A 24709-nucleotide genomic window follows, 5' to 3' on the forward strand; every position below is an offset into this window, starting at 1 on the left:
CGAATCAGTGTCGCGCCCGATCTGCCAGACCTCGCAGGCCTTTCCCGCCGCGCCGCACGTCGCCGAAATGGAACGCGAGCGCGAAGGCCATCCCCACGCCGCCGAGCACCGCGCCGAGCGCTTCGCCCCGTGACCGCGCCCCGCCGCGCAGCAGCAGCGCGCCGGCGCTCGCGTTGGCCGCGCTCCACGCGACGTTCACCAGGGGTGGAGAATCGCCCACTCCCGGCGGGTCGGCGAAGGGGCTGGGAAAGGGCTGTCCCTGCACTCCGCTGACGCCGTGCGGCACGGCATTGACGAGCAGGGCGGCGCCCACGACGCTGCGGAGGATCGAGGGGAACGACATGTCGCACAGACTACGGCGCGCCGCTCACTCGCCGAACAGCTGCCGCGCGGCCGCAAGTGCGAGCTCCTCGGGCTGCGCATCGGGCAGCGCACCGCTCAGGCACAGCACGGCGACGCCGTGCACGAGCGCCCACGCGGCCGCGCGTGCCTGCGCGCGCGGCACGCGCAGACATTCGTCTCGGATGCTGTCGAGCCCGGCGTCGAGCAGTGCGCCCGTCTGCGCCTGAGCGGCGACCAGGTCGGGGTCGGCGGCATCGAGCAGCGCGGGGCGGAACATGACGGCGAAGTGCCCGGGGTGCGCGACGGCGAACCCCACGTACGCGACCGCCGTGCGGTCGAACGCCCCCTGCGCGACCGAGTCTGCGAGGGCATCGCCGAGTAGGCCGAATCCCTCGACCGCAAGCGCCGTGAACAGACCCCGCCGGTCGCCGAAATGGTAGGCGGGGGCGGCGTGCGACACGCCGACCTGCCGGGCGAGGTCGCGCAGCGACAGCGCGTCGGGGCCGGAGTCGGCGACGGCCGTGGCGGCGCCGCGCAGCACCTGGGCGCGAAGGTCTCCGTGGTGATAGCTCGAAGGCATGTCGCTCAGCCTATCGGCGATCTAGTCATTGACAAGTCCCGCCTGGAAGGGCAATCTAGTCACCGACTAGATAAGGGAGGCCGCCATGGCACCGCTCGTCACTCTCGTCGTCGTCACCGCAGCCGCCCGCCTCGTGGGCCTCACCGGCGTCACCTACGTCGACACCTGGCCGGAGGCGCTCGCCGTGGGACTCGCGGCGATGTTCCTGCTGACCGCATCGGCGCACTTCGCCCGGCCGCGTCGCGCGGGGCTCATCGCGATCGTGCCGCCGGCGATCCCACGCCCCGGCCTCGTCGTGACGGCCACCGGACTGCTCGAGATCGCGGGGGCGATCGGCCTGCTCGTTTCGCCGACCTGGATCGCCGGCATCCGCACGGCCGCGGCGATCTGTCTCGCCCTGCTGCTGCTCGTGCTCTTTCCCGCGAACGTCTACGCGGCGCGCGCCCGTCGCCACCCCGACGCTCCGCACACGCCGCTCGTGCCGCGCACGCTGATGCAGGTCGCGTTCGTGGCTGCGGCGGTCGTGGTCGCCGTGACGGCGTGAGGCGGCATCCGCCTCAGCCCATCATCGCGCCGGCCGCACCTGCGATATACGGAACGAGCCAGATCGCCCACACGACGATCGAGAAGCGGTGGAACACGCTCTTCGCGTGCTCGCTGCCGCGCGCGAGCACGACGACCGCCCACACGAGGTGCACGGCCATGAGCACGATCGCGAGGGTGCCGGTCCAGCTCATCAGCACGTCGGCGCCCGACATCGCGACGCCCGCGGCGGCCTGATCTGCGGCGAGGCGCGTCATCAGCAGCGTGCCGGTGATGTCGCACGCGAGCCCTACCGCGAACATCGCGGCGTGCCACCACTTCAGCGTGCGCTGAATGCGCTCGGCCCACACCCCGATCGAATAGAAGACGAGCGCGGCGGTGATGATGACGATCGCAGGGACGAGCATGCCGTCAGCATACGCCAAGCTTCAGCAATACTGAAGGCGACGTGCATAGCTCGCTCTCAACCTGCGCTGAACCGCCGCCAAGCCCGCGCTCGTACCGTTCCCAGAGAGGCCGCAACGGCCCGGCGAAGGGAGTGGCGTGGCCAAGGTCACCGTGGATCGGAAACTCGTGCAGGGGATGACCAAGCGCGAGAGGCAGCAGTTCGTGCGCGAGGTGCGTCGCGCCGAGCGGGAGCGCCTCGCACGCGAGAAGCGCCGCCGCCGCATCATCGGGTGGAGCGCGGCGGGCGCCGTCGTCGTGGTGGCCGCCGCCGGCGTCACGGTCGCCTCGGTCGCCAACGCGCAGGCCGCCGCGCAGGCGGAGGCGGATGCTGCGGCCTCCGGCCCCGCCAATATGGCCAGCGACGGGCTGCTGCTCACCTCGACCGACGGCACGACGCTGACAGCGACCACGACCGCCGCGCTCGGCCCCGACGAGCAGCCGACCGCCAACATCTCGACGGCGTCCACCACAGGCGTCGTCGACGTGCAGGTCTACCTCGACCTTACGACGGCCGATGCCGCGACCTTCTGGTCGACCGCCGGCGACGTTCTGAGCTCGTACGCCACCGGGGGCGCGATCAGCATCGAGCTGCACCCGATCGCGCTCGACACGGGCGACGCGGATGCCGTCGCCACCGCCGCCGCGTTCGGCTGCGTCGCCGACGCCGTGCCCGACTCGGCGCTCGACGTGTGGAGCGGGATCGTGCAGACGACGGCCGACGACGTCGCCTACGGACTCGATTTCGACTCCGGCGAACTCGCCTCGATCGTCAGTGCCGCGGGGGTCGACGACGCAGGCGTGACGGAATGCCTGGACGACGGCGGATTCACGACCTGGGCGACCCAGGCGAGCGAGCGGGCGGCAGCATCCGTTCCCTACACCTCCGACGAGGTCGACGTGGCCGCGGGCCCCGTCGTCGTGGCGGCGGGCACCGCCTACACCGGCGCGCTCGACGACGTCGACGCGTTCACGACGTTCCTCACCGACGCCTACACGACCGCGCTCGCTGGGGCGACGACCGAGTAGCCCCAGAGATCACCCGCCGCGGGTCATGAGGCCGCGGCGGGGCGTGGCTAGGCTCCGGGCCATGAAGAACCCGATGGTGATCGTCATCCTCGCGGTGGCGCAGTTCGTGATGGTGCTCGACAGCACCGTGATGAACGTCTCGATCTCGCAGGTGGCCTCGGACCTCGACACCACGATCACCGGCATGCAGGCCGCGATCACCTTCTACACGCTCACGATGGCCGCCTTCATGCTCACGGGCGGCAAACTCGGCGATCTGTGGGGGCGCGCGCGGGCGTTCAAGATCGGCTCGGTGATCTACGGCATCGGGTCGCTGCTGACGGCGCTGAGCCCCAACCTCGGCATGCTGCTGTTCGGGTGGTCGCTCGTCGAGGGTCTGGGTGCGGTTCTGGTGATCCCGGCGATCGCGGCGCTCGCCGCCGTCAACTACGAGGGCAAGGGACGCGTTGTCGCCTTCTCGATCCTGGGGGCCGTCACGGGCCTCGCCGCCGCCGCAGGCCCGCTCATCGGCGGGCTCGTGACCACCTATGCGTCGTGGCGCTACGTCTTCATCGCCGAGACGATCGTGATGATCGTCGTGCTCGTGCTGTCGGGCCGCATCAAGGACGTGCCGGCCGACGGCTCGGTGCGCATCGATATCACCAGCGTCATCCTGTCGGCCGCGGGCATGGCCCTCGTGGTGCTGGGCGTGCTGCAGTCGAAGGTATGGGGCTGGTTCGTGCCGCTGAACCCGCCCGAGGTCGGCGGCGTCGAGTTCGCCCCGCTGGGCGTCTCGCCGGTGACCTACCTGATCCTTCTCGGCGTCGTGCTGCTGTGGTGGTTCGTCCAGCGGCAGCGCACGCTCGCCGAAGCGGGACGGATGCCGCTGCTCAAGGTCGCGCTGCTGGGCATCGCGGCACTCCGCAGCGGGCTTTCGGGCTTCCTCGTGCAGTACTTCGCGATCGCCGCGCTCTTCTTCGTCATCCCGGTGTATCTGCAGACGATGCAGGGTTACGACGCCCTGCAGACCGGACTGAAGATCCTGCCGCTGTCGGCGGGGCTCATCGTCTTCTCGGTGCTGGGCTCCTGGGCGACGGTGCGTCGCTCTGCCAAGCGCATCGCTCAGGTCGGCCAGATCACGATGGCGGTCGGGCTGATGTTCGTGCTCATCGCGATCCAGCCCGAGCTGCTCGGCTGGCCCTTCGCGGCCGGCATGTTCGTCGTCGGCGCGGGATTCGGGCTGCTCGCCTCCCAGCTGGGCAACGTCAACATGTCGGCGGTCTCCGAGGAAGACACGTCGGAGGTCGGCGGGTTGCAGGGCACCTTCCAGAACCTCGGCTCATCGTTCGGCACGGCGGTCGTGGGGTCGGTGTTCATCCTGCTGCTGGCCTCCGGATTCACCTCCGCGCTCGCCGACAACACGACGATCACGCCGGAGGAGCGCCAGTCGATCACGGCGAGCGTCGACCAGGGGGTGCCGATCATCTCGCAGCAGGAGGCGGTGGAGCTCGTGGTGGCCGCCGGCGGATCGAGCGGCACGGCGGCATCGGTCGGCGAAGACTATGCGGCGGCGCAGATCGATGCACTCAAGCAGGCGCTGTTCATCGTCTTCGCGCTGCTGCTGCTCTCGCTGCTGCTCTCCCGAGACCTGCCGGCCGAGATCGGCGCGAGGCGCGAGGAGGAGCCCGAGTCTGCGGCATCGACCTGAGCGCGCTCCGCGGGGGCGCGCCGCGCCCTTAGTCTGAGCGGGTGACGCCGTCTGAAGCCAGCCTGTTCTTCATCCCGCTGCTGGCCGTCGTCGCGCCCCTGCTCGGCCGCGCCGTCGGGCGCTGGGTGCGGGTTCCGGTGGTTGTGTTCGAGCTGCTGCTCGGCATCCTCGCCGGCCCCGCCGTGCTCGGCTGGATCGCGCCGAACGAGTTCATCGACCTGCTCGCCGAGTTCGGGCTCGCGCTGCTCTTCTTCGTCGCGGGCACCGAGATCGAAGCATCCGCCCTGCGTGGACGGGCGGGCCTGCGCGCATGGATCGGCTGGGGAATCAGCATCGCGGCGGGCATCGCGCTGGGGTGGATGCTGACGCCCGGGCTCGGCGCGATCATCATCGGCATCTCCCTCTCGTCGACGGCGCTCGGCACGCTGCTGCCGATCCTGCGCGACGCCGGCGAGCTGCCGACGCCGTTCGGGCGCGCGGTCAGCGCCCTGGGCGCCGTCGGGGAGTTCGGTCCTCTCATCGCGATCTCGGTGCTGCTGGGCGGTCGCTCGCCGGGCGCGGCGACCATCGTGCTGATGGTGTTCCTGCTGATCGCGCTGGTGGCGATCAGGCTCGCGCTGCGCATGCCGCAGGGTGCCCTGCACGAGTTCGTCAACTCGACGCTGCACACCTCGGGGCAGTTCGCGATCCGCGTCGTGTTCGCGATCGTGGCGGCACTGGTGTTCCTGAGCCTCGTGCTGGGCATCGACATGCTGCTGGGCGCCTTCACCGCCGGCATCGTGTGGCGGCTCATGATGCGCGACGCCACCGAGCACGACCGGCACGCCGTCGAGAGCAAGATCGAGGGTGTCGCCTTCGGCTTCCTGGTGCCGATCTTCTTCATCTACACCGGTGTGACCTTCGACCTCACCGCACTGCTGGCCTCGCCCCTGCTGCTCGCGCTCGTGCCCGTGGCGCTGGTGGCGCTCCTGGTCGTGCGCGGGGTGCCGTCGCTGCTGGCCGCGCCAGAGGGAGCGAGTGCTCGCGACCGCTGGGCGATCGCGCTGATGGGAGCGACGGGCCTGCCGATCATCGTCGCGGTGACCTCGATCGGCGTCGACGAGGGAATTCTCACCTCGGCGGAGTCGGCCGTGCTCGTGGGCGCCGGCATGCTGTCGGTGCTGCTGTTCCCGCTCATCGCGATGACCCTGCGCGGCGACGACACGCGCGCTCCGCTGTTCGTCGACGGTGATCGGGCCTGAGGTCGGTCAGCGCCGGCGCAGCGCCTCCCAATCGACCTCGAGCGCCTCGGGCTGCGCAGGGGGGATCTGCGCGGGCAGCAGCATCCCTTCGTGCGGCCACAGCTTGACCGGCAGCACCACCGTCACCGTGACCGGATCTGGGGCGACGCCGGGGGCCTCGGGCGCCAGTTCGACGCGGGCCTCCTGGTAGCGGCCGCGGCCTGACGGCTCCGACACCGAGAGCACGCGCACGCACCCCCGCACGGCATCGGCGAGGGGATCCCGCAGCAGTCGCTCGAGATCGGCGGCGGCCTTGTCGACCCACTCCTCCATCAGACGAGCCCGTGCCGGGCGAAGGCGTGTGCCAGGCCGTCGTCTTCGACGGCGTCGGTGACCTCGTCGGCGGCGGCGAGGGCCGCCTCGGTCGAGCCTCCCATCGCGATGCCGGTGCCCACGGCCAGCAGCATCTCGACATCGTTGCCGCTGTCGCCCACGGCGATCGCGTCGTCGATCGAGAGGCCGAGCCGCTCGAGCACCACCTCGATCGCGGCGGCCTTGTGCACGCCCCGCGGCGACACTTCGCCGGCGCGATCGCCCAGGCCCGGCAGCGTGCCGCCGACGACCGTGAACTCCTCGCCCAGCAGCGATTCGACCGCAGCGTAGGCGGTGACGTCGTCGCCGTCGAACACGGCCTTCGCGGCGTGGTCGTAGCGCATCTCGCCCGGGTCGGTGATGTGCAGGCGCACGCTGGCGTCTTCGAGGTTGGTGAAGCCGAGCTCTTTCAGCACGCGCCGCATGCGCGCGCGGTGCCCCGCTGTCGGATACACCCCGCGCCGCCCCTGCAGGCTGTAGTCGAGGCCGAGCCGGTCGAAGACGCCGATCAGGTGGCGCACCTGCTGCTCGGTGAGTTCGCGCTCGAGAATCCACTCGCCGCCGAGCTCGATGTACGCGCCGGCGCCGGCGATCATGCCGTCGAAGCCGATGTCGGCGAGAGCCGGATCGATCTCGATGGGGCTGCGCCCCGTGGCCAGCATCACGAGGTGCCCGTTCGCGCGCGCCGCGCGGATGGCCCCGACCGCCGAGTCGGGTACGCGCCCGAGCGCATCGGTGAGGGTTCCGTCGATGTCGAGGAACACGATGCGGCGACGTTCGGGAGCCATGGTTCGAGCCTAAGCCCGGCGCTGTGTGCAGGCGAGAGTGCTACAAATGGCCCATGCCAGACGCCACTCCGCCTCGCCGCCGCCGGCTTGTCGTCGGCGCCGTTGTGGCGGGCACGGTGCTGGTCGCGGCCGTCGCGGTGGGCGCGTGGATGCTGCGACCGCAGGCCCCGCCGCCCGTGGAGGCGACAGCATCCGTCACTCCGCCCTCCACTCCCACGCCGACGCCGACTCCCACACCCACCCCGACGCCGACCGTCTACGACCTCAGCGGGCTGCCCGAAGTGAACGTGTTCGCCGTCATTCCGGCCCTGGCCGTCGACGACGACCCGTCGGGCGGGTTCACCGGCGAGACCGCGACGCCCGTCGACGAGCAGGCGCCGGTGTTCGCCGAACCCGATGGCGAGCCGGTCGCCTATCTGCCGAAGGAGTACGTGCACGGCGGCACGACCGTGCCGGTCGTCGAGCGGAGGGGGGAGTGGCTGAAGGTGCTGCTGGCCGGGCGGCAGGCGCTGCCGTCGCAGGGCGACCCCGCGCAGCTGACCGGATGGATGCGGCAGAGCGACGTCGAGATCGGCGAGAGCGACGACCTGGTCGAAGTCAGCATCTCGGATCGCACGATCGACATCGTGCACGGCGATGAGAGCACCCGCATCGCGACCGACTTCGGCTGGGGCACGGCGGCGACCCCGACGCCGATCGGACGCACGTTCATCATGAAGATCGCCGTCGCCGAGTCGTTCGCGTACACCCGAGGGCACCCGCTCGTGTATCTCGGCGTGCAATCGCCCACGCTCGACGGCTTCGGCGGGCAGCAGGTCGCGGTGACGGCCTTCCACTACCACGACGCCCACTCCGGCAGCATCTCGAACGGATGCATCAGGCTCGGCGTCGACGAGATCACCGCACTCGCCGAGCTTCCGCTCGGAACGCCGGTCGTCATCACGGACTGAGCGGTCGCCCGGCCCCGCGAGTTGGCAGCTGTTGTCGCTCCCCGAACGATCGGGCGACAGGAGGTGCCACATTGCGGGCTGAAATAGGGGGTGCGCCGCCTTCCGGGGGGTTGGATGGCGGCGCACCTAGGCACTGCGAGCAGTGCCACACCGGACCTGTGGTGCTGGTTCGGTTGCCCCACAGGTGGGGATCCGGTGCTTCTCTTGTCGGTCCGACGGTGGTCGGGCTCACGCCCATCCCTCGTCGTTCGACGGTCTGCTGTGGTGTCGCGTGAAACCGGGGGGACTCTCGCGTCACCTTCCCGCGGCCTTGCGGCCTCGGGGGGTCTGCTCCACAACGTACCGGTCATAAGCGTCCGGTGGTTGCATTTTCTCGCATGCACTCGGCGTGTCGCGAAAAGTGCTCGAGACGGTGCGGCGCATGGGAGGGTGGAGGGATCACTCTAACTGAAGGGGCGCTCCCATGGAGAATCACGAGCTGGGCCGCATCGGCCGCGCGGTGTCGGCGGTCGGGCTGGGCACGTGGCAGCTCGGTGCCGACTGGGGAGACGTCAGCGAAAGCGACGCGCTGGCGGTGCTCGCGGCATCCGCAGATCGCGGAGTGACCCTGTTCGACACGGCCGATGTCTACGGCGACGGACGCAGCGAGGCGCTCATCGGGGCATTCCTCGCGGGCAGGCCCGGTCACGGCATCACCGTCGCCACCAAGATGGGGCGGCGCCTGGCGCAGGAGCCGCAGAACTACACGGCCGAGAACTTCCGCGCCTGGACCGATCGTTCACGGCGCAATCTGCGCGTCGACACGCTCGACCTGGTGCAGCTGCACTGCCCGCCGAGTGCCGTGATCGACGACGACGCCACCTACGGCGCGCTCGACGCGCTCGTCGACGACGGCACCATCGCCGCCTACGGCGTGTCGGTCGAGACCTGCGCGCAGGCGCTCGCGGCGATCTCGCGGCCGCACGTGGCGAACGTGCAGATCATCCTCAACCCGTTCCGGCTGAAGCCCCTCGACGAGGTGCTGCCGGCCGCTGCCGCCGCGGGGGTCGCGATCTTCGCGCGGGTGCCGCTCGCCTCGGGCCTGCTCAGCGGCAAGTACACCGCCTCGACGACCTTCAGCGCCGACGACCACCGCTCGTACAACCGCCAGGGTGAGGCGTTCGACAAGGGCGAGACCTTCTCGGGCGTCGACTACGAGACCGGTCTTGCCGCCGCGGCCGAACTCGCCGCGGCGCTGCCCGCCGGCGTCAGCCTGCCCGCGGCGGCCCTCGCGTGGGGCGCGTCGCGCCCCGGCGTGACGGCGGTGATCCCGGGGGCCCGCAATGTGGCGCAGGCGCAGTCGAATGCGGATGCTGCCGCGCTGCTGCCGGGCGCAGCCCGCGCCGGCGAACTCGACCTCGACGCCTTCGACGCCGTCGTGCGGCGGGTGTACGACGAGAAGCTGCGGGAGCAGATCCATCCGCAGTGGTGACCGCGCAGTGGTGACCCCTCAGTGGTGACCGCGCAGGGGTGTCGCGCTCCGGCGTCGCGCTTCGCCGTGGCGGTTCGGCGTGCCGAGGCGAGGGTCATGTCGTCAGCGTGAGGTGTCGGCTGTGGGCGAGTGGCTGGCGGATCTCGAGCCGGTCGAGCATCGTGAGCGGTGACTTCGATGCGCGGAACCAGCGTCGCCGCGGATCCCACCAGGCCGGGCCCCTGACATAGGGCACCCCGAGGCGCATCTGGATCTCCCACCCGCACACGTGCACCCAGTGGTGGTGGAACATGCAGACCGGCACCCCGTTGTCGGTGCTCGTCTCGCCGCCCTCGCTGTGCTCGTCGACGTGGTGGATCTCGCACCAGTCGGCCGGAACCTGGCACCCGGGAATGATGCAGGTGCCGTCTCTGGCCTCGATCGCCCGACGCTGCCGACGGTTGAACAGTCGCTCGGTGGTGCGGATCGAGGTGATGCGCCCGTTCTCGGCGAAGACGACCCGCTGCATGCGCCCCGTACAGGCGATGCGCTCGGCGAGGTCGATGGGCTGCGGCTCGCCGATGCCCGGCAGGTGGGTGAAACCGGTGCCGGCGAGAAGGTCTTTCTCTCGTGCGTGCACGACCAGCGTCGGTGCCGCGCCGGCGATCGTGGGCAGCGTGCCCGACGTGGCGATGCGGTGGATCAGCGTCCACAGCGCGTCGTGGCGCCTCTGGCCGACGGTGCGCGGGTCGAGCGGGGGAGCGGCCTCGTCCCCGGAGCTGTCGCCCTCGCCCTCGCCGCCCTCGCCGGAGCCGGTGGACTCGAGCTCGGTGCCTGCACCGCTCTCGCCCCCGGCGAACCACGGCCCGTCGGGCTGCCGCGCGGTGCGCGGGCTCATCAGCGCATCGATGCACCGGCGCAGTTCGGCCATGAACTCGGGCAGCGCGTGGCCGCCGAAGGGCACGACGCCGTCTCGGCAGCGGCCGATCCAGAAGTCGCGCTTGCGCATCGCACGCTCTTCGGGCGGCTCGGTGCCGTCTTGGTCGAGGAACACGGCCCACACCTGCGCCATCTCTCGCAGTGCATCGGCGTCGACGACGGGCGGGGCGTCAGGGGCGTCGCCGCGCGCCGCGGTGCACAGTTCGGCTTCGGCGACGAGCACGGCTGCGTCGCCGGCCGCAGGGCGAGCCTTTTCCAGCGGCACCGCGACGGCCAGTGCGCCCTCGACGCCCACGGCCCCCGTCGCCAGAGCTTCGCGCAGGCCCGGGTAGCGCGCGGGCAGCGCCTCGCCGGTGAGCGCTCGCCGCGGGGCGGTGAGCCTTCCGATGCGCACATAGGCATTGGCCGTCACCCGTGTCGATCGGGTGACCCGCTGCACGAGTTCGCCCGCGGTCACCGACCCGAACCGCGCTGACATGCGATCGGCCACGATCTCGTCGGTGGAGCGCTGCGACACGACTCCCGACCCCTCGCACAGCAGCGCCTCGGCCCGCCGCGCGATGCCTGCGGCGGCGCCCATGATCGCGAGCACGTCGTCGTCGGTCGCGGCGCCCACGGCACCGCTGAACGCCTCGGCCAGCACGCCGTCGAGCTCTGCGCTCAGAGCGTCGATGCGGTCGAGGAGTTCGTTCATAGCTTCGATTATGCGGGTGGCCTCCGACATGGGAAGCCCCAGATCAGCCCACAGAAAAATCGGTGCAGAACTCGCTCAAGACCCCGCCTGGGGAGGAGCCGTGGGTAGCGTGGAGCGGGTGACCTCCGCAGCGCCCGAGCCCGAGCCCGAGCCGGTGGGCAGCCTTGGGCGCGCACCTGCCCCCGCACCACCCGCGCATCGAAGCACCCGGCGCCGACTCGCCGCAGCCGCCCTCCTCGCCGCGACGATCGCCGCCGGTCTCGTCGTGCATCTGGCCCTGCCCGACAGCGCCGCGACCGACATCGCGGGCGACGCGCTCTATGCCGTGGCCGTCTATCTCGCGGTCGTCATCGCGTGGGTGCGGCAGCATCCGTTCGTCGTCGGCGCCATCGCCGCGGCCTGGTGCGTGGGCATCGAGCTGTTCCAGCTCACCGGCATCCCGCTGGCGGCCGGCGCCGCCTTCGCGCCGGCGATGCTCGTGCTCGGCACGGTCTTCGATGCGCGAGACCTCGTCGTGTACGTCGCCGTGATCCTCGTCGTCTCTCTGTTCGATCGTCTCTCGGCGCGCCGCAGGCCGGCCTGAAGAGGGCGCCGCACCCCCCGATGGTGCGGCGCCCCGCCCCCGACGGGGGCTCAGTCGTCGCTCTCGCGCCCGTGCACGGTGAGTGCGTAGATGACGACGACGTCGAGGGCCAGCACGGCCAGCGACCACCACGGCTGCACGTCGAGCAGAAAGAGCTGGCTGACCGCGTTGAGCGACACGAGCACCACGGCGGTCACGCGCGCCCAGGTCTGGCCGGCCAGCAGGGCGATGCCCACGAGCACCAGCAGGGTGCCGATGATGAGGTGCCACCAGCCCCAGCCGTTGACGTCGAGCCACAGCACGTTGCCGGTGCCGTAGATCACGACGTCTTCGCTGGGCAGCAGCACGGCAGACAGTCCCTTGAGCGCGTCGATCGCGCCGGTGATGATGATGACGATTCCGGCGAAGACTCGCCAGCCGCTCCAGGCGGATGTCGACGGTGACATGGGGGAACTCCTTCGTGGCCGAGGGCGCGGGTGCGCCGCGGCTCGATTGTGAGTCGGCGGCGGAGGCCGCCTCATCACCCGCGCAAGGTGAACCCTGTGAGTCGGCCGCCGCGGCGGGGTGTGTCCGGCGATCGGCGTCGAGCGGATGCGGTCTGCGCGGGCGCTCGGAGAGTGCGGCGCGCCGGGGGATCAGGCATCTTGCGCTGGCCTTGCGCAAAACCTGTGACTCGTGTGACTGATGTGAAATAAGTTCTGTCTTGACACGAACATGAGAGATCTCTCATGATTAGCGGCGGAGCGGGAAGTACGCGCTGGGGAGCGAGTGCCGACCAACCTGGCTTTGGGGGGCTGGGCGGTACTTGCGGTGTGCGAAGACGAGTCTTCGCTCCCCCCGATTCTCGTGCAGCGTCGCAAAGCTGACCTCAATCACAAGAGTCAGGGAGACCCACGCACATGCGTACTTTCATCAAGAACTACCTGGCGGCCGAGAAGGCCCGCCGCGAGGAGAACGGCGAAGCCGGCTTCTCGCTCATCGAGCTCATCGTCGTCGTCGTGATCCTCGGCATCCTCGCCGCGATCGCGGTGCCCGTGTTCCTCGGCCTGCAGGCGCAGGCAGAGAAGACTTCGCAGGATGCCGTCGCAGGCAACGCCGCGAGCCAGCTGGCTTCTGAGATCGCGCAGGACCCCGACTACGCGTTTGACGCAGACGACTTTGCCTCTCTCGCGGGTGACACGTACACGATCACGACGAACACCTACACGTCGATCGATGACTTCTGCGTCTCGGTCACGGGTGGCGCCGACGACTGGACGTCGAAGGCCGGCCCCGGCGCCGACTGCACCTCTGCCGCGTCGTAAGGGCAGCACTTCCGCCGAGGCCGGTCCACCCCCGTGGGCCGGCCTCGGCACCCCTCTTTTCCATGACAGCCAGGGGAGGTGAGTCATGACGAAGCACGCCGACGACGGCTTCAGCCTCATCGAGGTGGTCATCGCGATGTTCCTGTTCGCCGTGATCTCGCTCGCGATCCTTCCCCTCGCCATCCAGGCGGCGGCCCTCAGCACGGTCAACCGTGACGAGGCCGCCGCGAACGCGTTCGCCTCCTCACAGCTCGCGGTCATCCGCTCGAGCTACCCCGACGATGGCACCAACGCCTGCTCGGGCGTGCGCGCCAAGCAGTTCACGCAGAAGAAGGATCCGGCAGAGACCGGGCTGACGGCCAACCTCGTGGTCTCTGCGTGCCCCACCAGCTACCCCGGAGTCGTGACGATCACGGCGAAGGTGTTCGATCCGGCAGAATCCACCACCGATCCCGTCGTGACGATGGCGACCCAGGTGATCGTGACGGCGGCATCATGACCGAGCGCACGCCCCGCAACGACGACGGCATGTCGATGATCGAGCTCGTCGTCTATGCCGTCATCGCCGCACTCCTGCTCGGAGTGCTCGGCGGCATCCTCATCTCCGGCATGCGCTCGACCGTCATCACGGGCGACCGCGATGCCGCCACCGGAACGGTGCAGGCCATCAGCACGTCCCTGTCGAGCGACATCCGCAACGCCTCCTCCGTGCAGCTCACGCAGTCGGGCTCGACGACGGTCGTGCGCGCCCGCGTGGCCGACGGGCGATCGGCCTGGGACTGCCGGGCCTACGCCGTCGTCGACCTCGAGACCTGGAGCGACAGCGCCGTGACGACGGGCGCCGACGGCAAGTACGAACTGCGCGTGCTCACCTACGACGATGTCGCCGTGGCGGCGTCGTTCACCGCGCCCACCCCGACGACGGCGTGGGGTGTGCTCTCGAACGACGTGCAGCGCATCGAAGTGCAGCCGACGCCGTCGCCCGCGCCGACGCCCACCTACCTCTCCTACTTCACGCTCACCGGTGATGCGCTCTCGTGGAACCTCGCCGCTCTCGCTTCGGCCAACGCCGCCTTCAACGACGGCGAGACCGTCGCGCTGACGGGGTCTGCCGTCGCCCGTGCCCACGATGAAGGGACGACCAAATGCTGGTGAACCGCGTCGCGCGGCGCCTGCGCGCCACCTCCGAGGGCGAGAACGGCTCGACGATGATCGCCGTGCTCGTCGTCGCGACGATCCTGGGCCTCCTCACGGTCACGCTCTCGGCCGCCGTCGTCAACACGACGAAGACGACCCTCGGCATCGGCTCGTCGCTGCAGGCGCAAGCCGCCGCCGACGCCGGCATCTCGGCCGCCGTCGCCTACGCGAAGGCGCACCCGGCCGACGTCTGCACGATCGACCTCACCAGCAGCACGCCGCAGTACCACGTGAAGCCCGCCATCCCGAGCCCGGAGCGCCCCGACGTGACGGCGTGCGGCTCGGGTGGAAAGGTGACGTTCCTCTCGATCGGCACGGGGGAAGACGGCCGCACGACCTCGGTCGAGGCGACCTACTACTACTCCGGAGGCGTCACGACCGGTGTGCCCGACAACGCCGTCGTCATCGGCGGCGGCACCTTCAGCGCCACCTCGCTCATGCTCAAGGTCGGCGCGGGCGCCACCGACGGCTCGGCGCTCATGCTCAGCGGCGACTTCAAGACCTGCAACAACATCACGACGTTCGAGACCGACGTCATCCTCTACAACGGCAACCTCGACATCACCAACGCGTGCAAGTTCACCAAGGACGTGTACGTGGCCGGCTACGTCAAGTTCAGCGCGGGTGCGACGGTGGGCGGCTCGGTGTATGCCCTGGGCACCGTCAACCTCGCCAACGCCGACAACAAGATCGGCGGCAACCTCGTCGCCAAGGGCGACATCACGATCACCGCCGGCGCCAAGGTCACCGGCTCGGTCACCACCGAGGGCAACTTCTCGATGACCAACAGCCCCTCGACGATCGGCGGCAACCTCGCCGTCGGCGGCACGGCGTCTGTGACCTCCGGCGCCACCGTGACCGGCAACCTCACTGCGACCGGCAAGGTCACGGTGCAGGGCTCCACGATCGGCGGGGCTGTCACCGCCGGCAACGGGCTCGACCTCAACTCGGCTGTCATCGGCGGGGCGATCCTCAACGCCGGCACGGCGACGGCCGGCGGTTACAACGTCAAGGCCGCGTCGTTCACGACCGCCGGCGCCATCGGCGCCTCGGGTTCGTACCTGCAGGCTTCGAAGTTCACCGGCGATGTCGTCTCGACGTTGGCGGGCGGCAAGAGCTATATCGCTCCCGACACGACGGTCGGCGGCAAGATCCGACTCGCCGGTACCGTATCGACCGACTGGGGGCCGCCCACGGCGACAGGGGGCAACACCTACAACGTCACGGGTCTCACGGCGCCGTCGGTGCCGGCGAAGCCGGTCATGACCATTCCCGACGAGCTGAAGACCGGCACCTACAAGTGGGACGACTACGACTACGTCGAGTCGAACTGGATCTCTGCCGGCTACACCATCGACACGTGGGCGACGGCGGCCGACTGCACGTTCGACACCTGGCACCCGGCCAACGTCGCGAAGATCGCCTCGTACACGACGCCGACCGTCGTCGACCTGCGCAAGTGCGGCAAGGTCTACGGCTACCAGACGACGCTGCAGCTCGACACCGACCTGCTGCTCGTGCTGCCCGACAACGACGTGGAGCACAAGTTCCAAGAGGTCAAGTTCCTCTCGAAAGACGGCGAGCCCCACAAGCTCGACATCCTCATGCCCGACACCGTCGACAACGATGCCGCCACGTGCAAGAAGAGCGGCTCGAAGATCAACCTCTACGCCACGACGGCGGGCACGAGCCCGTTGATCTCGGGTCTCATCTACACGCCGTGCACGCTGTCGATCGCCAACGTCGGCTCGACGGGCAACTGGACCGGCCAGCTCTACAGCGGGTCGATGATCTTCGACGCCGGTGGGTCGCCGGGCTACCAGCTCGTCTACCAGCCGATCGGCGTGCCCGGCTTCGGCGTGAGCGAAGCCGTCTCGGCCTCGCTCGGAGCGCTCATCAGCCGGCGTGACATGGGGGCGCCGTGATCGCCCTGATCGTCGTCTTCGCGGGCGTCTTCGGGCTGATCATCGGCTCGTTCCTCAACGTCGTCGTCTACCGCGTGCCCGCCGGCATCTCGCTCAACCGGCCCAGCCAATGCCCGACATGCGATGCGCCGGTGCGCCCGTGGCAGAACGTGCCGGTGTTCTCGTGGCTGGTGCTGCGCCGCCGCTGCGCGTCGTGCAAGTCTCCGATCTCGGTGCGCTACCCGCTCGTCGAGCTCGCCACCGGCTTCGCCTTCGCGGGGGTCGCCTGGTTCTTCCTCGAGCCGTCGACCGGCGCGGCGACGGCATGGGCGGGCCCGGGAGCAGGAGCCGGTGCGCTGGCGGCAGTCATCGTCGCGTATCTCTACCTCGCGGCGATCTCGATCGCGCTGGCGCTCATCGACCTCGACACGAAGCGCCTGCCCAACGCGATCGTGCTGCCCGCCTACATCGTGCTGCTCGTGCTGTTCGCCCTCGCGTGCCTTCTCGGCGCCGAGTGGGGAGCCCTGCTGCGCGCCGCGATCGGCGGCGCCGCGCTCTACGCCTTCTATGCGCTGCTGCGGCTCGTTCGACCGGACGGCATGGGCGGGGGAGACGTCAAGCTCGCGGGCGTGCTCGGTCTCGCGCTCGGCTGGCTCGGCTGGGGCGCCCTCGTCGTCGGCGCCTTCGCCGCGTTCCTCCTGGGCGGCGTGTTCGGACTCGCGCTCATCGCCGCCCGCCGCGCCGGCCGCCGCACCGCGATCCCGTTCGGCCCCTGGATGATCCTCGGCGCCTGGATCGGCATCCTCACCGGCGAGCCGCTGGCGCGCTGGTACCTGGCATTTTTCACCGCATAAGAGAGAGGAACGATCATGGCCAAGACCATCATCGGGCTGGAGATCACCGAAGAGGGCGTGCGCGCCGCAGAGGTGACCACGGGGCGCAACCCCGTGCTCGTCGCCTACGGCTCCGTTCCGCTTCCCGTCGAAGCCGCGAAGGACTCGGAGGTGATCGACCGGGATGCGGTGACCCTCGCGCTCAAGCAGTTGTGGAGTCACGCGGGCTTCAAGAGCAGGAACGTCGTCCTGGGCATCGGCAGCCGCCGCATCCTCGTCCGCGAATACACGACGCAGGCGATGAAGCCCGACCTGCTGCGGCAGGCCCTGCCCTACCAGGTGCAGGACCTGCTGCCGGTGCCGGCCGAGCAGGCCGTGCTCGACTTCTATCCCGTCTCGCAGGAGAAGGACCAGCTCACGGGCCTTCTGGTCGCCGCGGTGGCCGAGACGGTCGAAGAGCTCATCACGACGGCGGGCAAGGCCAAGATCATCGTCGACGAAGTCGACCTCAGCGCCTTCGCGCTCGCCCGCGCGGCGCGCCGGCTCATCGCCCCCGGCGAGACGGTCGCGGTGCTGGGCCTCGGAGACCACACGAGCAACGTCGTCGTCGTGCGCGACGGCATCCCGCACTTCGTGCGCATCATCCCGATCGACATCACCACCGCCGCCGTGCAGGCGCACTCGCTGAGCGAGGCGGCCGACGACGCGCCCGTGCTCGAGGAGGTCTTCGAGACCGTGCCGGCGGAGCCGGCGGGGCGCCGCTCGCGCGCGGGGGCCAGAAGTCGCGGCCCCATCGGCATGACGGACTCCGCCATCACCGACCTGGTCGCGCGCCTGCGCTCGACGATCGCCTTCTACTCCGAGCGCGTGGGCGAACAGCCGGTCACCCGCGTGCTGCTCACCGGCGCGGGTGCCGCCGCCCCCGGCGTCGCCGATGCCCTCGCGGCGAGCCTGCCGATGCCCGTCGAGTTCGCCGGTGTCGGCCAGGTCGCGGCCGTCAAGGGCCGCCAGCCCGAGGGCGACCTCGCCCTCGACCTGCTCACGACGGCGGGCATCGCCATGAAAGAGAGCCGCTGATGTCGGTCAACACCTCGACCATCACCTTCGGGGGAGCGCCCCGCGTCAATCTGATGCCGCGCGCCGAGACCGAGCGCCGCGAGAAGACGGCGCTGCTGCGCCGCTGGGGGTGGGCGATCGTCGGGGCACTCCTCGTCGTGGTGGCGGTGACCGCCGCGATGTACGTGTATCAGTGGAGCGCCGACAGCACCCTCGACAGCGAGAACACGCGCACGAACACGCTGCTGACGCAGCTCGCCGGACTCACCGACGTGAAGGAGGCGCTGGCGCTCGAATCGGAGCTCTCGGACTTCCGCGTCGACGCGATGGCCACTGACCTCGACTGGCCCGCCGCGGTCGTCGAGATCATCGATGTGCTGCCCAAGGGCGTCACGATCGGCGGCTTCGACCTGACGGTCGGCGCCGTGCCGGCAGGGGAGGATCCTGCCGTCGAGAAGGGGCTCATCGGCTCGTTCACGCTCATCGCGTCCTCGCCCGACGAGATCGTCGACCTCATCCGCGACACCCGCGCGCTCGACTCGGTCATCGCCGCCGACGGCCCGCAGGTCGCCTCGGCCAGCACCGAAGACGGCGACTACACCTACACGCTGACGGTGACCTTCGACCAGTCGCTGTATACCGGCGACTTCGCCGCAGAGGAGGACTCGGAGTGAACCTTCCCAAGCAGTTCATCAACCTGCTCGGCGCCGTGCTCGCCATCGCGATCGTCATCGCCGGTGTCGCCCTCATCGCCCTGCCGATGTACGGCACGGCGCAGGCGACCCTCGCGAGCGCCCGCACCGTCGAGCAGACCAACGACACCTACCAGATGCAGGTCGACGCGCTCACCGTCGCGGCGGCGAGCATCGACCAGACCGATGCGAACGTCGCCGAGCTGCGCACCGAGATCACCGCGATCCCGCAGCTCGACGACGTGCACGAGATCATCGCGGCCGCCGCCGAAGACACCGACGCCACCGTCATGAGCACCGTCGCGAGCGACCCCGTCACGTGGGTCGAGCGCCTCACCGTCGACGACGCGGGCCTCGCCTCGGCCGAAGCCCCGGCATCCGACACGACGGATGCGGCCGCCGACGGCACTGATGAGTCCACCGAGTCGACCGACACCGAGACGACCACGACGACCGAAGACGCCCCGGCGTCCACCGCACCGGCCGACGGCCCGCAGCAGCAGGTGCCGATCGCGATCACGGTCGAGGTGAAGGACGCCGAGGCCGCAGCCGACTTCATCGACGCGCTCGGGGCCGGACCCCGGCTCATCGGCGTCGAGAAGGCCACGCTCACGGGGAGCTCCGGTGCCATGACGCTCACGGTGTCGGCGCTCGCCTTCATCCGGACGGAGGAGTGACATGACCGCCACAGACGATCTGCACGCCATGCTCGGCACGGCGCTCACCGCCCGTGCCTCCGATGTGCACCTGACCGCCAAGCAGCCGGCGCGCATGCGCGTCGACGGCGACCTCGTGCCGATCCCCGGCTTCGAGCTCGCCACCACTCCCGCCTGGATCGAATCGGCCGTCGGCGGCCTGCTCTCGCGCGAGCAGTACGAGGAGTTCGCCGAGCGCGGCGAGGTCGACCTCTCATACAACGCGCCCGGCGTCGCGCGGTTCCGCGTCAACGTCTTCCGTCAGCTGGGCGATGTCGCGGCGGCCCTGCGTTTCATCAACGAGAAGGCGATTCCGCTCGAAGAGCTCGGCGTGCCGCTGGTCGCGGCCGACCTCGTCAAGCGCCCCCGCGGCCTCGTGCTGGTCACCGGCCCCACCGGCTCGGGAAAGTCGACGACCCTGGCGGCCATGATCGACATCGTCAACCGCACGATGCCCTCGCACATCATCACGGTCGAAGACCCCATCGAGTTCCAGCACACCAGCAAGATGTCGCTGATCCACCAGCGCGAGATCGGGTCGGACACGGCGTCGTTCTCCGAGGCACTGCGGCGCATCCTCCGTCAGGACCCCGACGTGATCCTCGTCGGCGAGCTCCGAGACCCCGAGTCGATCTCCACGGCCCTGTCGGCCGCCGAGACCGGCCACCTCGTGCTGTCGACACTGCACACCCAGAGCGCCGCCAAGTCGATCAACCGCATCATCGACGCCTTCCCGCCCTCGCAGCAGGACCAGGTGCGCACGCAGCTGGGCGACACGCTGCAGGGCATCATGAGCCAGACCCTGCTGCCCAAGGCGCAGGGCAAGGGGCGCGTCATCGCCACCGAAGTGCTGATCAACACTCCCGCCATCGCCAACCTCATCCGCGAGGGTCAGGTGAGCCAGATCTACTCGATGCTGCAGGCGGGTGGATCGCTCGGCATGCACACGCTCGATCAGGACCTCAAGCGCCTCGTCGAAGACGGCTCGCTGGCGCTGCAGGTCGCGCGCTCGTTCGCGATGGACCCGTCGACGCTCGACGGCGTGCGGGTGCGGCCGAAGGACTACGACGCCGAGGCGTGGAGCGTGCGGGCACCCGAGCCCGCCGGATGGGGGCACTGATGTCGCTCGTTCAGGAATACAGCTACCGAGCCGTCGACGCGAAGGTCGGCAACGTCGTCAAGGGGGTCATCGAGGCCGCCAGCACGAGCGCGGTCACCTCGAAGCTGCGGGCGCAGGGCCTGACGCCGCTCGAGGTCGTCGAGCTGTCGAAGACCGGCCTGAATCAGGAGATCTCGATCCCCGGGTTCGAGAAGCGCGTCAAAGTCGACAGCCTCGCCGTCTTCTCGAAGCAGATGGCGGGCCTCATCAACGCCGGCCTCCCGCTCATGCGCACGCTGTCGATCCTCATCGAGCAGGCGGAGGACAAGAAGCTGCAGAAGGCGCTGGTCGCCGTGCACGCCGGCGTCGAGTCGGGCATGTCGCTCTCGCAGGCCTTCGCGCAGCATCCGGACGTCTTCCCCCCGCTCATGATCAGCATCGTCAAGGTCGGTGAGGCGGGCGGCTTCCTCGGGGACGCGCTCAACACGATCGCCGAGACCTATCAGGGCGAAGCCGAGCTGCACAACAAGATCAAGGCGGCCACGACCTACCCGATCGTCGTGTTCGTCATCGCGATCCTCGGCGCCTTCGCGATGATCACCTTCGTCGTGCCGATCTTCAAGGGCATGTTCGAGGGATTCGGCTCCGAGCTGCCGCTGCCCACCCAGATCCTCGTGATGCTCTCGAACAACATGGTCTGGATCCTGCCGCTGCTGGTGGTCGTCGGCGTCGTGTTCTGGATCTGGTGGTCGCGGCACAAGAACGACGAGAAGGTGAGGCGCTTCGTCGACCCGCTCAAGCTCAAGCTGCCCGTCTTCGGTCCGCTCGCGACCAAGATCGCCGTCTCGCGCTTCACCCGCAACCTGTCGATGATGCTCAAGTCCGGTGTGCCGCTCATCCAGGCGCTCGCGATCGTCGGCGAGGCCTCGAACAACTGGAAGATCGAGCAGGCCGTCACCGAGGTGATGGACTCGGTGCGCCAGGGGCGTTCGTTCTCGGCGCCGCTGGCCAAGGCCGAGGTGTTCCCCCCGATGGTCGCGCAGATGGTGTCGGTCGGCGAGGAGTCGGGAACGCTCGCCGACATGCTCGCCTCGATCGCCGACTTCTACGAGGGCGAGGTCAAGACCGCCACCGAGCAGCTCACCGCCACGATCGAGCCGATCCTCATCGTCGGCATCGGCGTGATCATCGGCGGCATGGTCGTCTCGCTGTACCTCCCGATCTTCTCGATCTACGGCGAGGTCGCCAAGAGCGGCTGATCGGCCACAGGCTCGGGTGCCGGCGGAGAGGGGCTTGGGGGCTCGGCCGGCACCCGATACCACTCGGGTCGGTCGGCTGTGATCTCGATACGGCGGCTGCGCCGCCTACTCGATCAGCGGGGGCGGGTGCGCCGCAGCATCCGCTGCGCAGCTCAGATCGAGACGCGCAGCACCTCTTCGATCGTCGTGACGCCCTGCTGCACCTTGCTGAAGCCGTCTTCCCGGAGCGACACCATGCCCTCTTTGAGGGCCACCATGCGCAGCTCGGTGCCCGTCGCGTGGGCGACGACCATCTTCTCGAGCTCGTCCGAGAGCGACATGATCTCGTGCAGCGCGACGCGGCCTCGGTAGCCCGTGCCCGAGCACTCGGTGCACCCCGCGGCGCGGAAGAGCACAGGAGGGTCGGCGGGGTTGTAGGGGAAGCGCACCGACTCGAGCACGTCGCGCGACTCGTGGTAGGCCTCGCGGCAGTTCAGGCACAGCCGTCGTGCCAGGCGCTGCGCGACGACGGCGGCGAGGGCCGTGCCCACCAGGAACGGCTCGCAGCCCATCTCGGTCAGACGCGTCAGCGCCGACGGCGCATCGTTGGTGTGCAGCGTCGAGAGCACGAGGTGCCCGGTGAGGGCCGCCTCGATCGAGATCGTCGCCGTCTCCTGGTCGCGGATCTCGCCGACGAGCACGACGTCGGGGTCGGATCGCAGGATCGAGCGCAGCGCCGCCTGAAAGGTCATGCCCGCGCGGGAGTTCACCTGCACCTGGTTGATGCCGGCCATGCGGTATTCCACCGGGTCTTCGACCGTGATGACGTTGATGCGGGGGTTGGCGACCGTGTTCAGCGCCGTGTAGAGCGTCGTCGACTTGCCCGAGCCGGTCGGCCCCGTCACGAGCACCATGCCGTGCGGGCGCGTGATCGATTCGGTGAACCGCTTCTCGTTGATCATCGAGAAGCGCAGGTCTTTCAGCGACAGCGACTGCGCCGTGTTGTCGAGGATTCGCATGACGATCTTCTCGCCCCACACCGTCGGCAGCGTCGCCAGACGCAGGTCGACCTTGCGCCCCTCGTGGGTCACCGACAGGCGGCCGTCCTGCGGCTTGCGCTTCTCGGCGATGTCGATGGATGCCATGATCTTCAGCCGCGAGATGACGCCGTCTTGAATCGCTCGGTCGGCCTTCTGCATCTCGTGCAGCACGCCGTCGATGCGGTAGCGCACCGTGAGCTGCTTCTCGCCTGGCTCGATGTGGATGTCGCTGGCACGGTCGCTGATGGCCTGCGTGATCAGCAGGTTGACGAACCGCACGATCGGCGCGTCGTCGACTGTGTCGTCGAGCGACTCGGTCGAGCCGGGGGAGCCCTCGGCGGCGGCGATCTCGCCGATCTGCTCCGAGAGGTCGCTGAGCTCTTCGTCGGAGCGCAGGAACCGGGTGAACGCCGTGTTGAGGGCGTCGGCGGCCACGACCGCGGGCCGGATGTTCAGATCGGTGACGGTCGCGATGTCGTCGAGCGCGATGAGGTCGGTCGGGTCGAGCATGCCGATCGTCAGTGCGCGGCGGCCGCGCTCGACCGGGATCAGGTGGTAGCGGCGGCACAGGGCCGCGGGCACGGTGCCGATCACCTCGGCGTTGAGCGTGACCGTGGTCAGGTCGATATACGGAAAGCCCGTGCTCGCAGCGATGCCTTGGGCCACCTGCACCTCGGTCGCCAGACGCGACGAGATCAGGTGCTGCTGCAGCTCCGGACCTTCCCCGTATTCTGCGACCGCACTCCTCATTGTCTCTTCGTGCACCGCCCCAGCGCGCACGAGAGTTTCGGCGAGTCCTTTCACCGGAACCCCTCTCCCCGGCCATATCCTATGCCCCCGCAGGCATCCGTGTGAATAGCGAGATTTCTGTGACGGATGTGACTGATGTGACTTCACGCCTCGGCATGCCGCACCCGTGCCTGTCAACCCGCCCGGCCCGCGGCATCCGCCCCGATAGCCTGCCGTCATGAAGCGGATCATCGCCTGGGCGCTGAGCCTGGCGCCCGTGCGCGCGTTCCTGCTCTACAGCGAGCGCCGAGGGGCCATGCTCGCCGACAGCATCACCTACCGCACCCTGTTCAGCGTCTTCGCCGGCGTGCTGCTGGGCTTCTCGATCGCGGCTCTCTGGCTCGCTGGCAACCCCACGGCGTGGAACGCGCTCATCGACGCCGTGGATGCTGCCATCCCCGGCCTCGTCGGCGACGGCGGCCTCATCGACCCCTCGTCGATCCCGGCCCCCGCGGGCCTGTCGGTCGCGAGTGTGCTGGCCACGGTCGGACTCATCGGCGCCGCGATCGGCGCGATCGGGTCGCTCCGCACGGCGATGCGCATCATCGCCGGCCAGGTGCACGACGATGTGATGTTCGTGTGGGTGCTGCTGCGCAACCTCGCGCTCGCGCTCGGCATCGGCCTCGCGCTGGCGGCATCGGCGGCGGTCACGATGGGCGCGACGGCGGGCCTCGGGCTCGTGACCGGCTGGCTCGGGCTCTCGGCAGACGACCCGGCGGTCGGGTTCGCCACGATCTCGATCTCGGTGCTGATCGTCTTCGCGCTCGACGCCGCCGTGATCGCGGTGGCGTTCCGGGTGCTGTCGGGGCTGAAGCCCGCCGCGAGATCGCTGTGGATCGGCGCGCTCGCAGGGGCCGTCGGCCTGACCGTGCTGCAGCAGCTGTCGGGGCTGTTCGTCGGGGGAGCGACCTCCAACCCGCTGCTGGCCTCGTTCGCGTCGCTGGTCGCCCTGCTGCTGTGGGTCAATCTGTCGGCGCAGGTGATCCTCATCGCGAGTGCCCTCATCGTGACGCTCGAGGCGGAGCGTCACGACCGCGTGCGTGCGCGGTTCGGCGCGCCGACCTTCGCGCAGCGCCGCGTGCAGCAGGCGGAGGATGCCGTCGCCCTCGCCGCACGCGAACTCGACGCCGCGCGCGAGGGTGCGGCGGCCGAGGCCGCGAAGGCGTGACAGAGGCCATCGAGTCTGCCGCAGTCTGAGCGAGACGTGCGAGAACGTGTGGTCGGACCACAAACGTGAATGT

Annotated in this window: 26 protein-coding genes; 18 read left to right on the forward strand and 8 right to left on the reverse strand. The window is 69.7% G+C overall.

Going from position 1 to position 24709, the window contains the following annotated elements:
* Positions 1–4 precede the first annotated feature (4 nt).
* Complete coding sequence (locus tag OAW74_RS13370) at positions 5–343, reverse strand: hypothetical protein (RefSeq protein WP_262874861.1); 339 nt, start codon at positions 341–343, stop codon at positions 5–7.
* Between the two features lie 24 nt (positions 344–367).
* Positions 368–922 (reverse strand): TetR/AcrR family transcriptional regulator, encoded by a 555-nt coding sequence (locus OAW74_RS13375; protein ID WP_262874862.1) that lies wholly within the window; start codon positions 920–922, stop codon positions 368–370.
* Positions 923–1007: 85 nt separating this feature from the next.
* Here OAW74_RS13375 and OAW74_RS13380 point away from each other — a divergent pair, with 85 nt between their 5' ends.
* Complete coding sequence (locus OAW74_RS13380) at positions 1008–1466, forward strand: DoxX family protein (protein WP_262874863.1); 459 nt, start codon at positions 1008–1010, stop codon at positions 1464–1466.
* A gap of 13 nt (positions 1467–1479) precedes the next feature.
* Here the strand turns inward: OAW74_RS13380 and OAW74_RS13385 are convergent, their stop codons facing one another.
* Positions 1480–1872, reverse strand: coding sequence for an HsmA family protein (locus OAW74_RS13385; RefSeq protein WP_262874864.1), 393 nt, complete (start codon positions 1870–1872; stop codon positions 1480–1482).
* Positions 1873–2008: 136 nt separating this feature from the next.
* Between OAW74_RS13385 and OAW74_RS13390 the strand changes: the two genes are divergently transcribed.
* The 3 genes from OAW74_RS13390 (at position 2009) to OAW74_RS13400 (ending at position 5866) form a co-directional block, all read left to right on the forward strand.
* Positions 2009–2938: a hypothetical protein gene (locus OAW74_RS13390; protein ID WP_262874865.1), complete on the forward strand. Its 930-nt coding sequence runs from the start codon at positions 2009–2011 to the stop codon at positions 2936–2938.
* Between the two features lie 61 nt (positions 2939–2999).
* A complete protein-coding gene (locus tag OAW74_RS13395) occupies positions 3000–4625 on the forward strand; it encodes an MFS transporter (RefSeq protein WP_262874866.1) in 1626 nt (541 codons plus the stop codon).
* A 41-nt stretch (positions 4626–4666) separates the two neighbouring features.
* Positions 4667–5866, forward strand: a complete 1200-nt coding sequence (locus OAW74_RS13400) for a cation:proton antiporter (RefSeq protein ID WP_262874867.1) — start codon at positions 4667–4669, stop codon at positions 5864–5866.
* A gap of 6 nt (positions 5867–5872) precedes the next feature.
* Here OAW74_RS13400 and OAW74_RS13405 read toward each other — a convergent pair whose 3' ends face one another.
* Complete coding sequence (locus tag OAW74_RS13405) at positions 5873–6178, reverse strand: hypothetical protein (RefSeq protein ID WP_262874868.1); 306 nt, start codon at positions 6176–6178, stop codon at positions 5873–5875.
* Entirely contained in the window at positions 6178–7005 is an 828-nt protein-coding gene (locus OAW74_RS13410; RefSeq protein WP_262874869.1) for an HAD family hydrolase, read from the reverse strand. The genes OAW74_RS13405 and OAW74_RS13410 overlap by 1 nt, the downstream gene beginning before the upstream one ends.
* 53 nt (positions 7006–7058) lie before the next feature.
* Between OAW74_RS13410 and OAW74_RS13415 the strand changes: the two genes are divergently transcribed.
* Both OAW74_RS13415 and OAW74_RS13420 read left to right on the forward strand, forming a co-directional pair.
* The gene (locus OAW74_RS13415; RefSeq protein ID WP_262874870.1) at positions 7059–7955 is read left to right on the forward strand and encodes a L,D-transpeptidase; all 897 of its coding nucleotides are present in this window, start codon (positions 7059–7061) and stop codon (positions 7953–7955) included.
* 463 nt (positions 7956–8418) lie between these two features.
* Complete coding sequence (locus OAW74_RS13420) at positions 8419–9426, forward strand: aldo/keto reductase (RefSeq protein ID WP_262874871.1); 1008 nt, start codon at positions 8419–8421, stop codon at positions 9424–9426.
* Positions 9427–9520: 94 nt separating this feature from the next.
* On the opposite strand, the gene OAW74_RS13425 is transcribed toward OAW74_RS13420, so the two are convergent.
* Complete coding sequence (locus tag OAW74_RS13425; RefSeq protein ID WP_262874872.1) at positions 9521–11038, reverse strand: HNH endonuclease signature motif containing protein; 1518 nt, start codon at positions 11036–11038, stop codon at positions 9521–9523.
* A 118-nt stretch (positions 11039–11156) separates the two neighbouring features.
* On the opposite strand from OAW74_RS13425, the gene OAW74_RS13430 reads away from it, so the two are divergent.
* Positions 11157–11621 (forward strand): ribosomal maturation YjgA family protein, encoded by a 465-nt coding sequence (locus OAW74_RS13430; RefSeq protein WP_262874873.1) that lies wholly within the window; start codon positions 11157–11159, stop codon positions 11619–11621.
* Between the two features lie 50 nt (positions 11622–11671).
* On the opposite strand, the gene OAW74_RS13435 is transcribed toward OAW74_RS13430, so the two are convergent.
* The gene (locus OAW74_RS13435) at positions 11672–12067 is read right to left on the reverse strand and encodes a DUF7144 family membrane protein (RefSeq protein ID WP_262874874.1); all 396 of its coding nucleotides are present in this window, start codon (positions 12065–12067) and stop codon (positions 11672–11674) included.
* A 453-nt stretch (positions 12068–12520) separates the two neighbouring features.
* Here OAW74_RS13435 and OAW74_RS15510 point away from each other — a divergent pair, with 453 nt between their 5' ends.
* The 10 genes from OAW74_RS15510 to OAW74_RS13485 all read left to right on the forward strand — a co-directional run bounded on the left by OAW74_RS15510 (position 12521) and on the right by OAW74_RS13485 (position 21660).
* Positions 12521–12925: a type IV pilin protein gene (locus tag OAW74_RS15510; RefSeq protein WP_316250227.1), complete on the forward strand. Its 405-nt coding sequence runs from the start codon at positions 12521–12523 to the stop codon at positions 12923–12925.
* A gap of 85 nt (positions 12926–13010) precedes the next feature.
* A complete protein-coding gene (locus OAW74_RS13445; RefSeq protein WP_262874875.1) occupies positions 13011–13424 on the forward strand; it encodes a type IV pilus modification PilV family protein in 414 nt (137 codons plus the stop codon).
* Complete coding sequence (locus OAW74_RS13450; RefSeq protein ID WP_262874876.1) at positions 13421–14080, forward strand: hypothetical protein; 660 nt, start codon at positions 13421–13423, stop codon at positions 14078–14080. The genes OAW74_RS13445 and OAW74_RS13450 overlap by 4 nt, the downstream gene beginning before the upstream one ends.
* Complete coding sequence (locus tag OAW74_RS13455) at positions 14071–16047, forward strand: hypothetical protein (protein WP_262874877.1); 1977 nt, start codon at positions 14071–14073, stop codon at positions 16045–16047. Before OAW74_RS13450 ends, OAW74_RS13455 begins: the two co-directional genes overlap by 10 nt.
* Positions 16044–16880, forward strand: a complete 837-nt coding sequence (locus OAW74_RS13460) for a prepilin peptidase (RefSeq protein WP_378734019.1) — start codon at positions 16044–16046, stop codon at positions 16878–16880. Before OAW74_RS13455 ends, OAW74_RS13460 begins: the two co-directional genes overlap by 4 nt.
* Positions 16881–16895: 15 nt before the next feature.
* Complete coding sequence (gene pilM, locus OAW74_RS13465) at positions 16896–17936, forward strand: pilus assembly protein PilM (protein ID WP_262874878.1); 1041 nt, start codon at positions 16896–16898, stop codon at positions 17934–17936.
* Positions 17936–18589, forward strand: coding sequence for a hypothetical protein (locus OAW74_RS13470; RefSeq protein WP_262874879.1), 654 nt, complete (start codon positions 17936–17938; stop codon positions 18587–18589). The genes pilM and OAW74_RS13470 overlap by 1 nt, the downstream gene beginning before the upstream one ends.
* A complete protein-coding gene (locus tag OAW74_RS13475; protein WP_262874880.1) occupies positions 18586–19284 on the forward strand; it encodes a hypothetical protein in 699 nt (232 codons plus the stop codon). Before OAW74_RS13470 ends, OAW74_RS13475 begins: the two co-directional genes overlap by 4 nt.
* A 1-nt stretch (position 19285) precedes the next feature.
* Positions 19286–20422 (forward strand): type IV pilus twitching motility protein PilT, encoded by a 1137-nt coding sequence (locus tag OAW74_RS13480; RefSeq protein WP_262874881.1) that lies wholly within the window; start codon positions 19286–19288, stop codon positions 20420–20422.
* Positions 20422–21660 carry a type II secretion system F family protein gene (locus OAW74_RS13485; protein WP_262874882.1) on the forward strand — a complete coding sequence of 413 codons (1239 nt, stop codon included), beginning with the start codon at positions 20422–20424 and terminating at the stop codon, positions 21658–21660. The genes OAW74_RS13480 and OAW74_RS13485 overlap by 1 nt, the downstream gene beginning before the upstream one ends.
* 152 nt (positions 21661–21812) lie before the next feature.
* On the opposite strand, the gene OAW74_RS13490 is transcribed toward OAW74_RS13485, so the two are convergent.
* Complete coding sequence (locus tag OAW74_RS13490) at positions 21813–23483, reverse strand: GspE/PulE family protein (RefSeq protein WP_262874883.1); 1671 nt, start codon at positions 23481–23483, stop codon at positions 21813–21815.
* Between the two features lie 163 nt (positions 23484–23646).
* Between OAW74_RS13490 and OAW74_RS13495 the strand changes: the two genes are divergently transcribed.
* Positions 23647–24636, forward strand: a complete 990-nt coding sequence (locus tag OAW74_RS13495; protein WP_262874884.1) for a YihY/virulence factor BrkB family protein — start codon at positions 23647–23649, stop codon at positions 24634–24636.
* Positions 24637–24709 lie beyond the last annotated feature (73 nt).

This window comes from Microbacterium fluvii (genome assembly GCF_025515205.1).
Classification (GTDB): domain Bacteria; phylum Actinomycetota; class Actinomycetes; order Actinomycetales; family Microbacteriaceae; genus Microbacterium; species Microbacterium fluvii.

Bases quoted from the DNA above. Each gene is read 5' to 3' on its own strand.
- OAW74_RS13370 (WP_262874861.1), bottom strand. From the start codon at position 343: ATGTCGTTCCCCTCGATCCTCCGCAGCGTCGTGGGCGCCGCCCTGCTC.
- OAW74_RS13375 (WP_262874862.1), bottom strand. From the start codon at position 922: ATGCCTTCGAGCTATCACCACGGAGACCTTCGCGCCCAGGTGCTGCGC.
- OAW74_RS13380 (WP_262874863.1), top strand. From the start codon at position 1,008: ATGGCACCGCTCGTCACTCTCGTCGTCGTCACCGCAGCCGCCCGCCTC.
- OAW74_RS13385 (WP_262874864.1), bottom strand. From the start codon at position 1,872: ATGCTCGTCCCTGCGATCGTCATCATCACCGCCGCGCTCGTCTTCTAT.
- OAW74_RS13395 (WP_262874866.1), top strand. From the start codon at position 3,000: ATGAAGAACCCGATGGTGATCGTCATCCTCGCGGTGGCGCAGTTCGTG.
- OAW74_RS13405 (WP_262874868.1), bottom strand. From the start codon at position 6,178: ATGGAGGAGTGGGTCGACAAGGCCGCCGCCGATCTCGAGCGACTGCTG.
- OAW74_RS13410 (WP_262874869.1), bottom strand. From the start codon at position 7,005: ATGGCTCCCGAACGTCGCCGCATCGTGTTCCTCGACATCGACGGAACC.
- OAW74_RS13415 (WP_262874870.1), top strand. From the start codon at position 7,059: ATGCCAGACGCCACTCCGCCTCGCCGCCGCCGGCTTGTCGTCGGCGCC.
- OAW74_RS13420 (WP_262874871.1), top strand. From the start codon at position 8,419: ATGGAGAATCACGAGCTGGGCCGCATCGGCCGCGCGGTGTCGGCGGTC.
- OAW74_RS13425 (WP_262874872.1), bottom strand. From the start codon at position 11,038: ATGAACGAACTCCTCGACCGCATCGACGCTCTGAGCGCAGAGCTCGAC.
- OAW74_RS13435 (WP_262874874.1), bottom strand. From the start codon at position 12,067: ATGTCACCGTCGACATCCGCCTGGAGCGGCTGGCGAGTCTTCGCCGGA.
- OAW74_RS15510 (WP_316250227.1), top strand. From the start codon at position 12,521: ATGCGTACTTTCATCAAGAACTACCTGGCGGCCGAGAAGGCCCGCCGC.
- OAW74_RS13445 (WP_262874875.1), top strand. From the start codon at position 13,011: ATGACGAAGCACGCCGACGACGGCTTCAGCCTCATCGAGGTGGTCATC.
- OAW74_RS13450 (WP_262874876.1), top strand. From the start codon at position 13,421: ATGACCGAGCGCACGCCCCGCAACGACGACGGCATGTCGATGATCGAG.
- OAW74_RS13455 (WP_262874877.1), top strand. From the start codon at position 14,071: ATGCTGGTGAACCGCGTCGCGCGGCGCCTGCGCGCCACCTCCGAGGGC.
- pilM (WP_262874878.1), top strand. From the start codon at position 16,896: ATGGCCAAGACCATCATCGGGCTGGAGATCACCGAAGAGGGCGTGCGC.
- OAW74_RS13470 (WP_262874879.1), top strand. From the start codon at position 17,936: ATGTCGGTCAACACCTCGACCATCACCTTCGGGGGAGCGCCCCGCGTC.
- OAW74_RS13480 (WP_262874881.1), top strand. From the start codon at position 19,286: ATGACCGCCACAGACGATCTGCACGCCATGCTCGGCACGGCGCTCACC.
- OAW74_RS13485 (WP_262874882.1), top strand. From the start codon at position 20,422: ATGTCGCTCGTTCAGGAATACAGCTACCGAGCCGTCGACGCGAAGGTC.
- OAW74_RS13495 (WP_262874884.1), top strand. From the start codon at position 23,647: ATGAAGCGGATCATCGCCTGGGCGCTGAGCCTGGCGCCCGTGCGCGCG.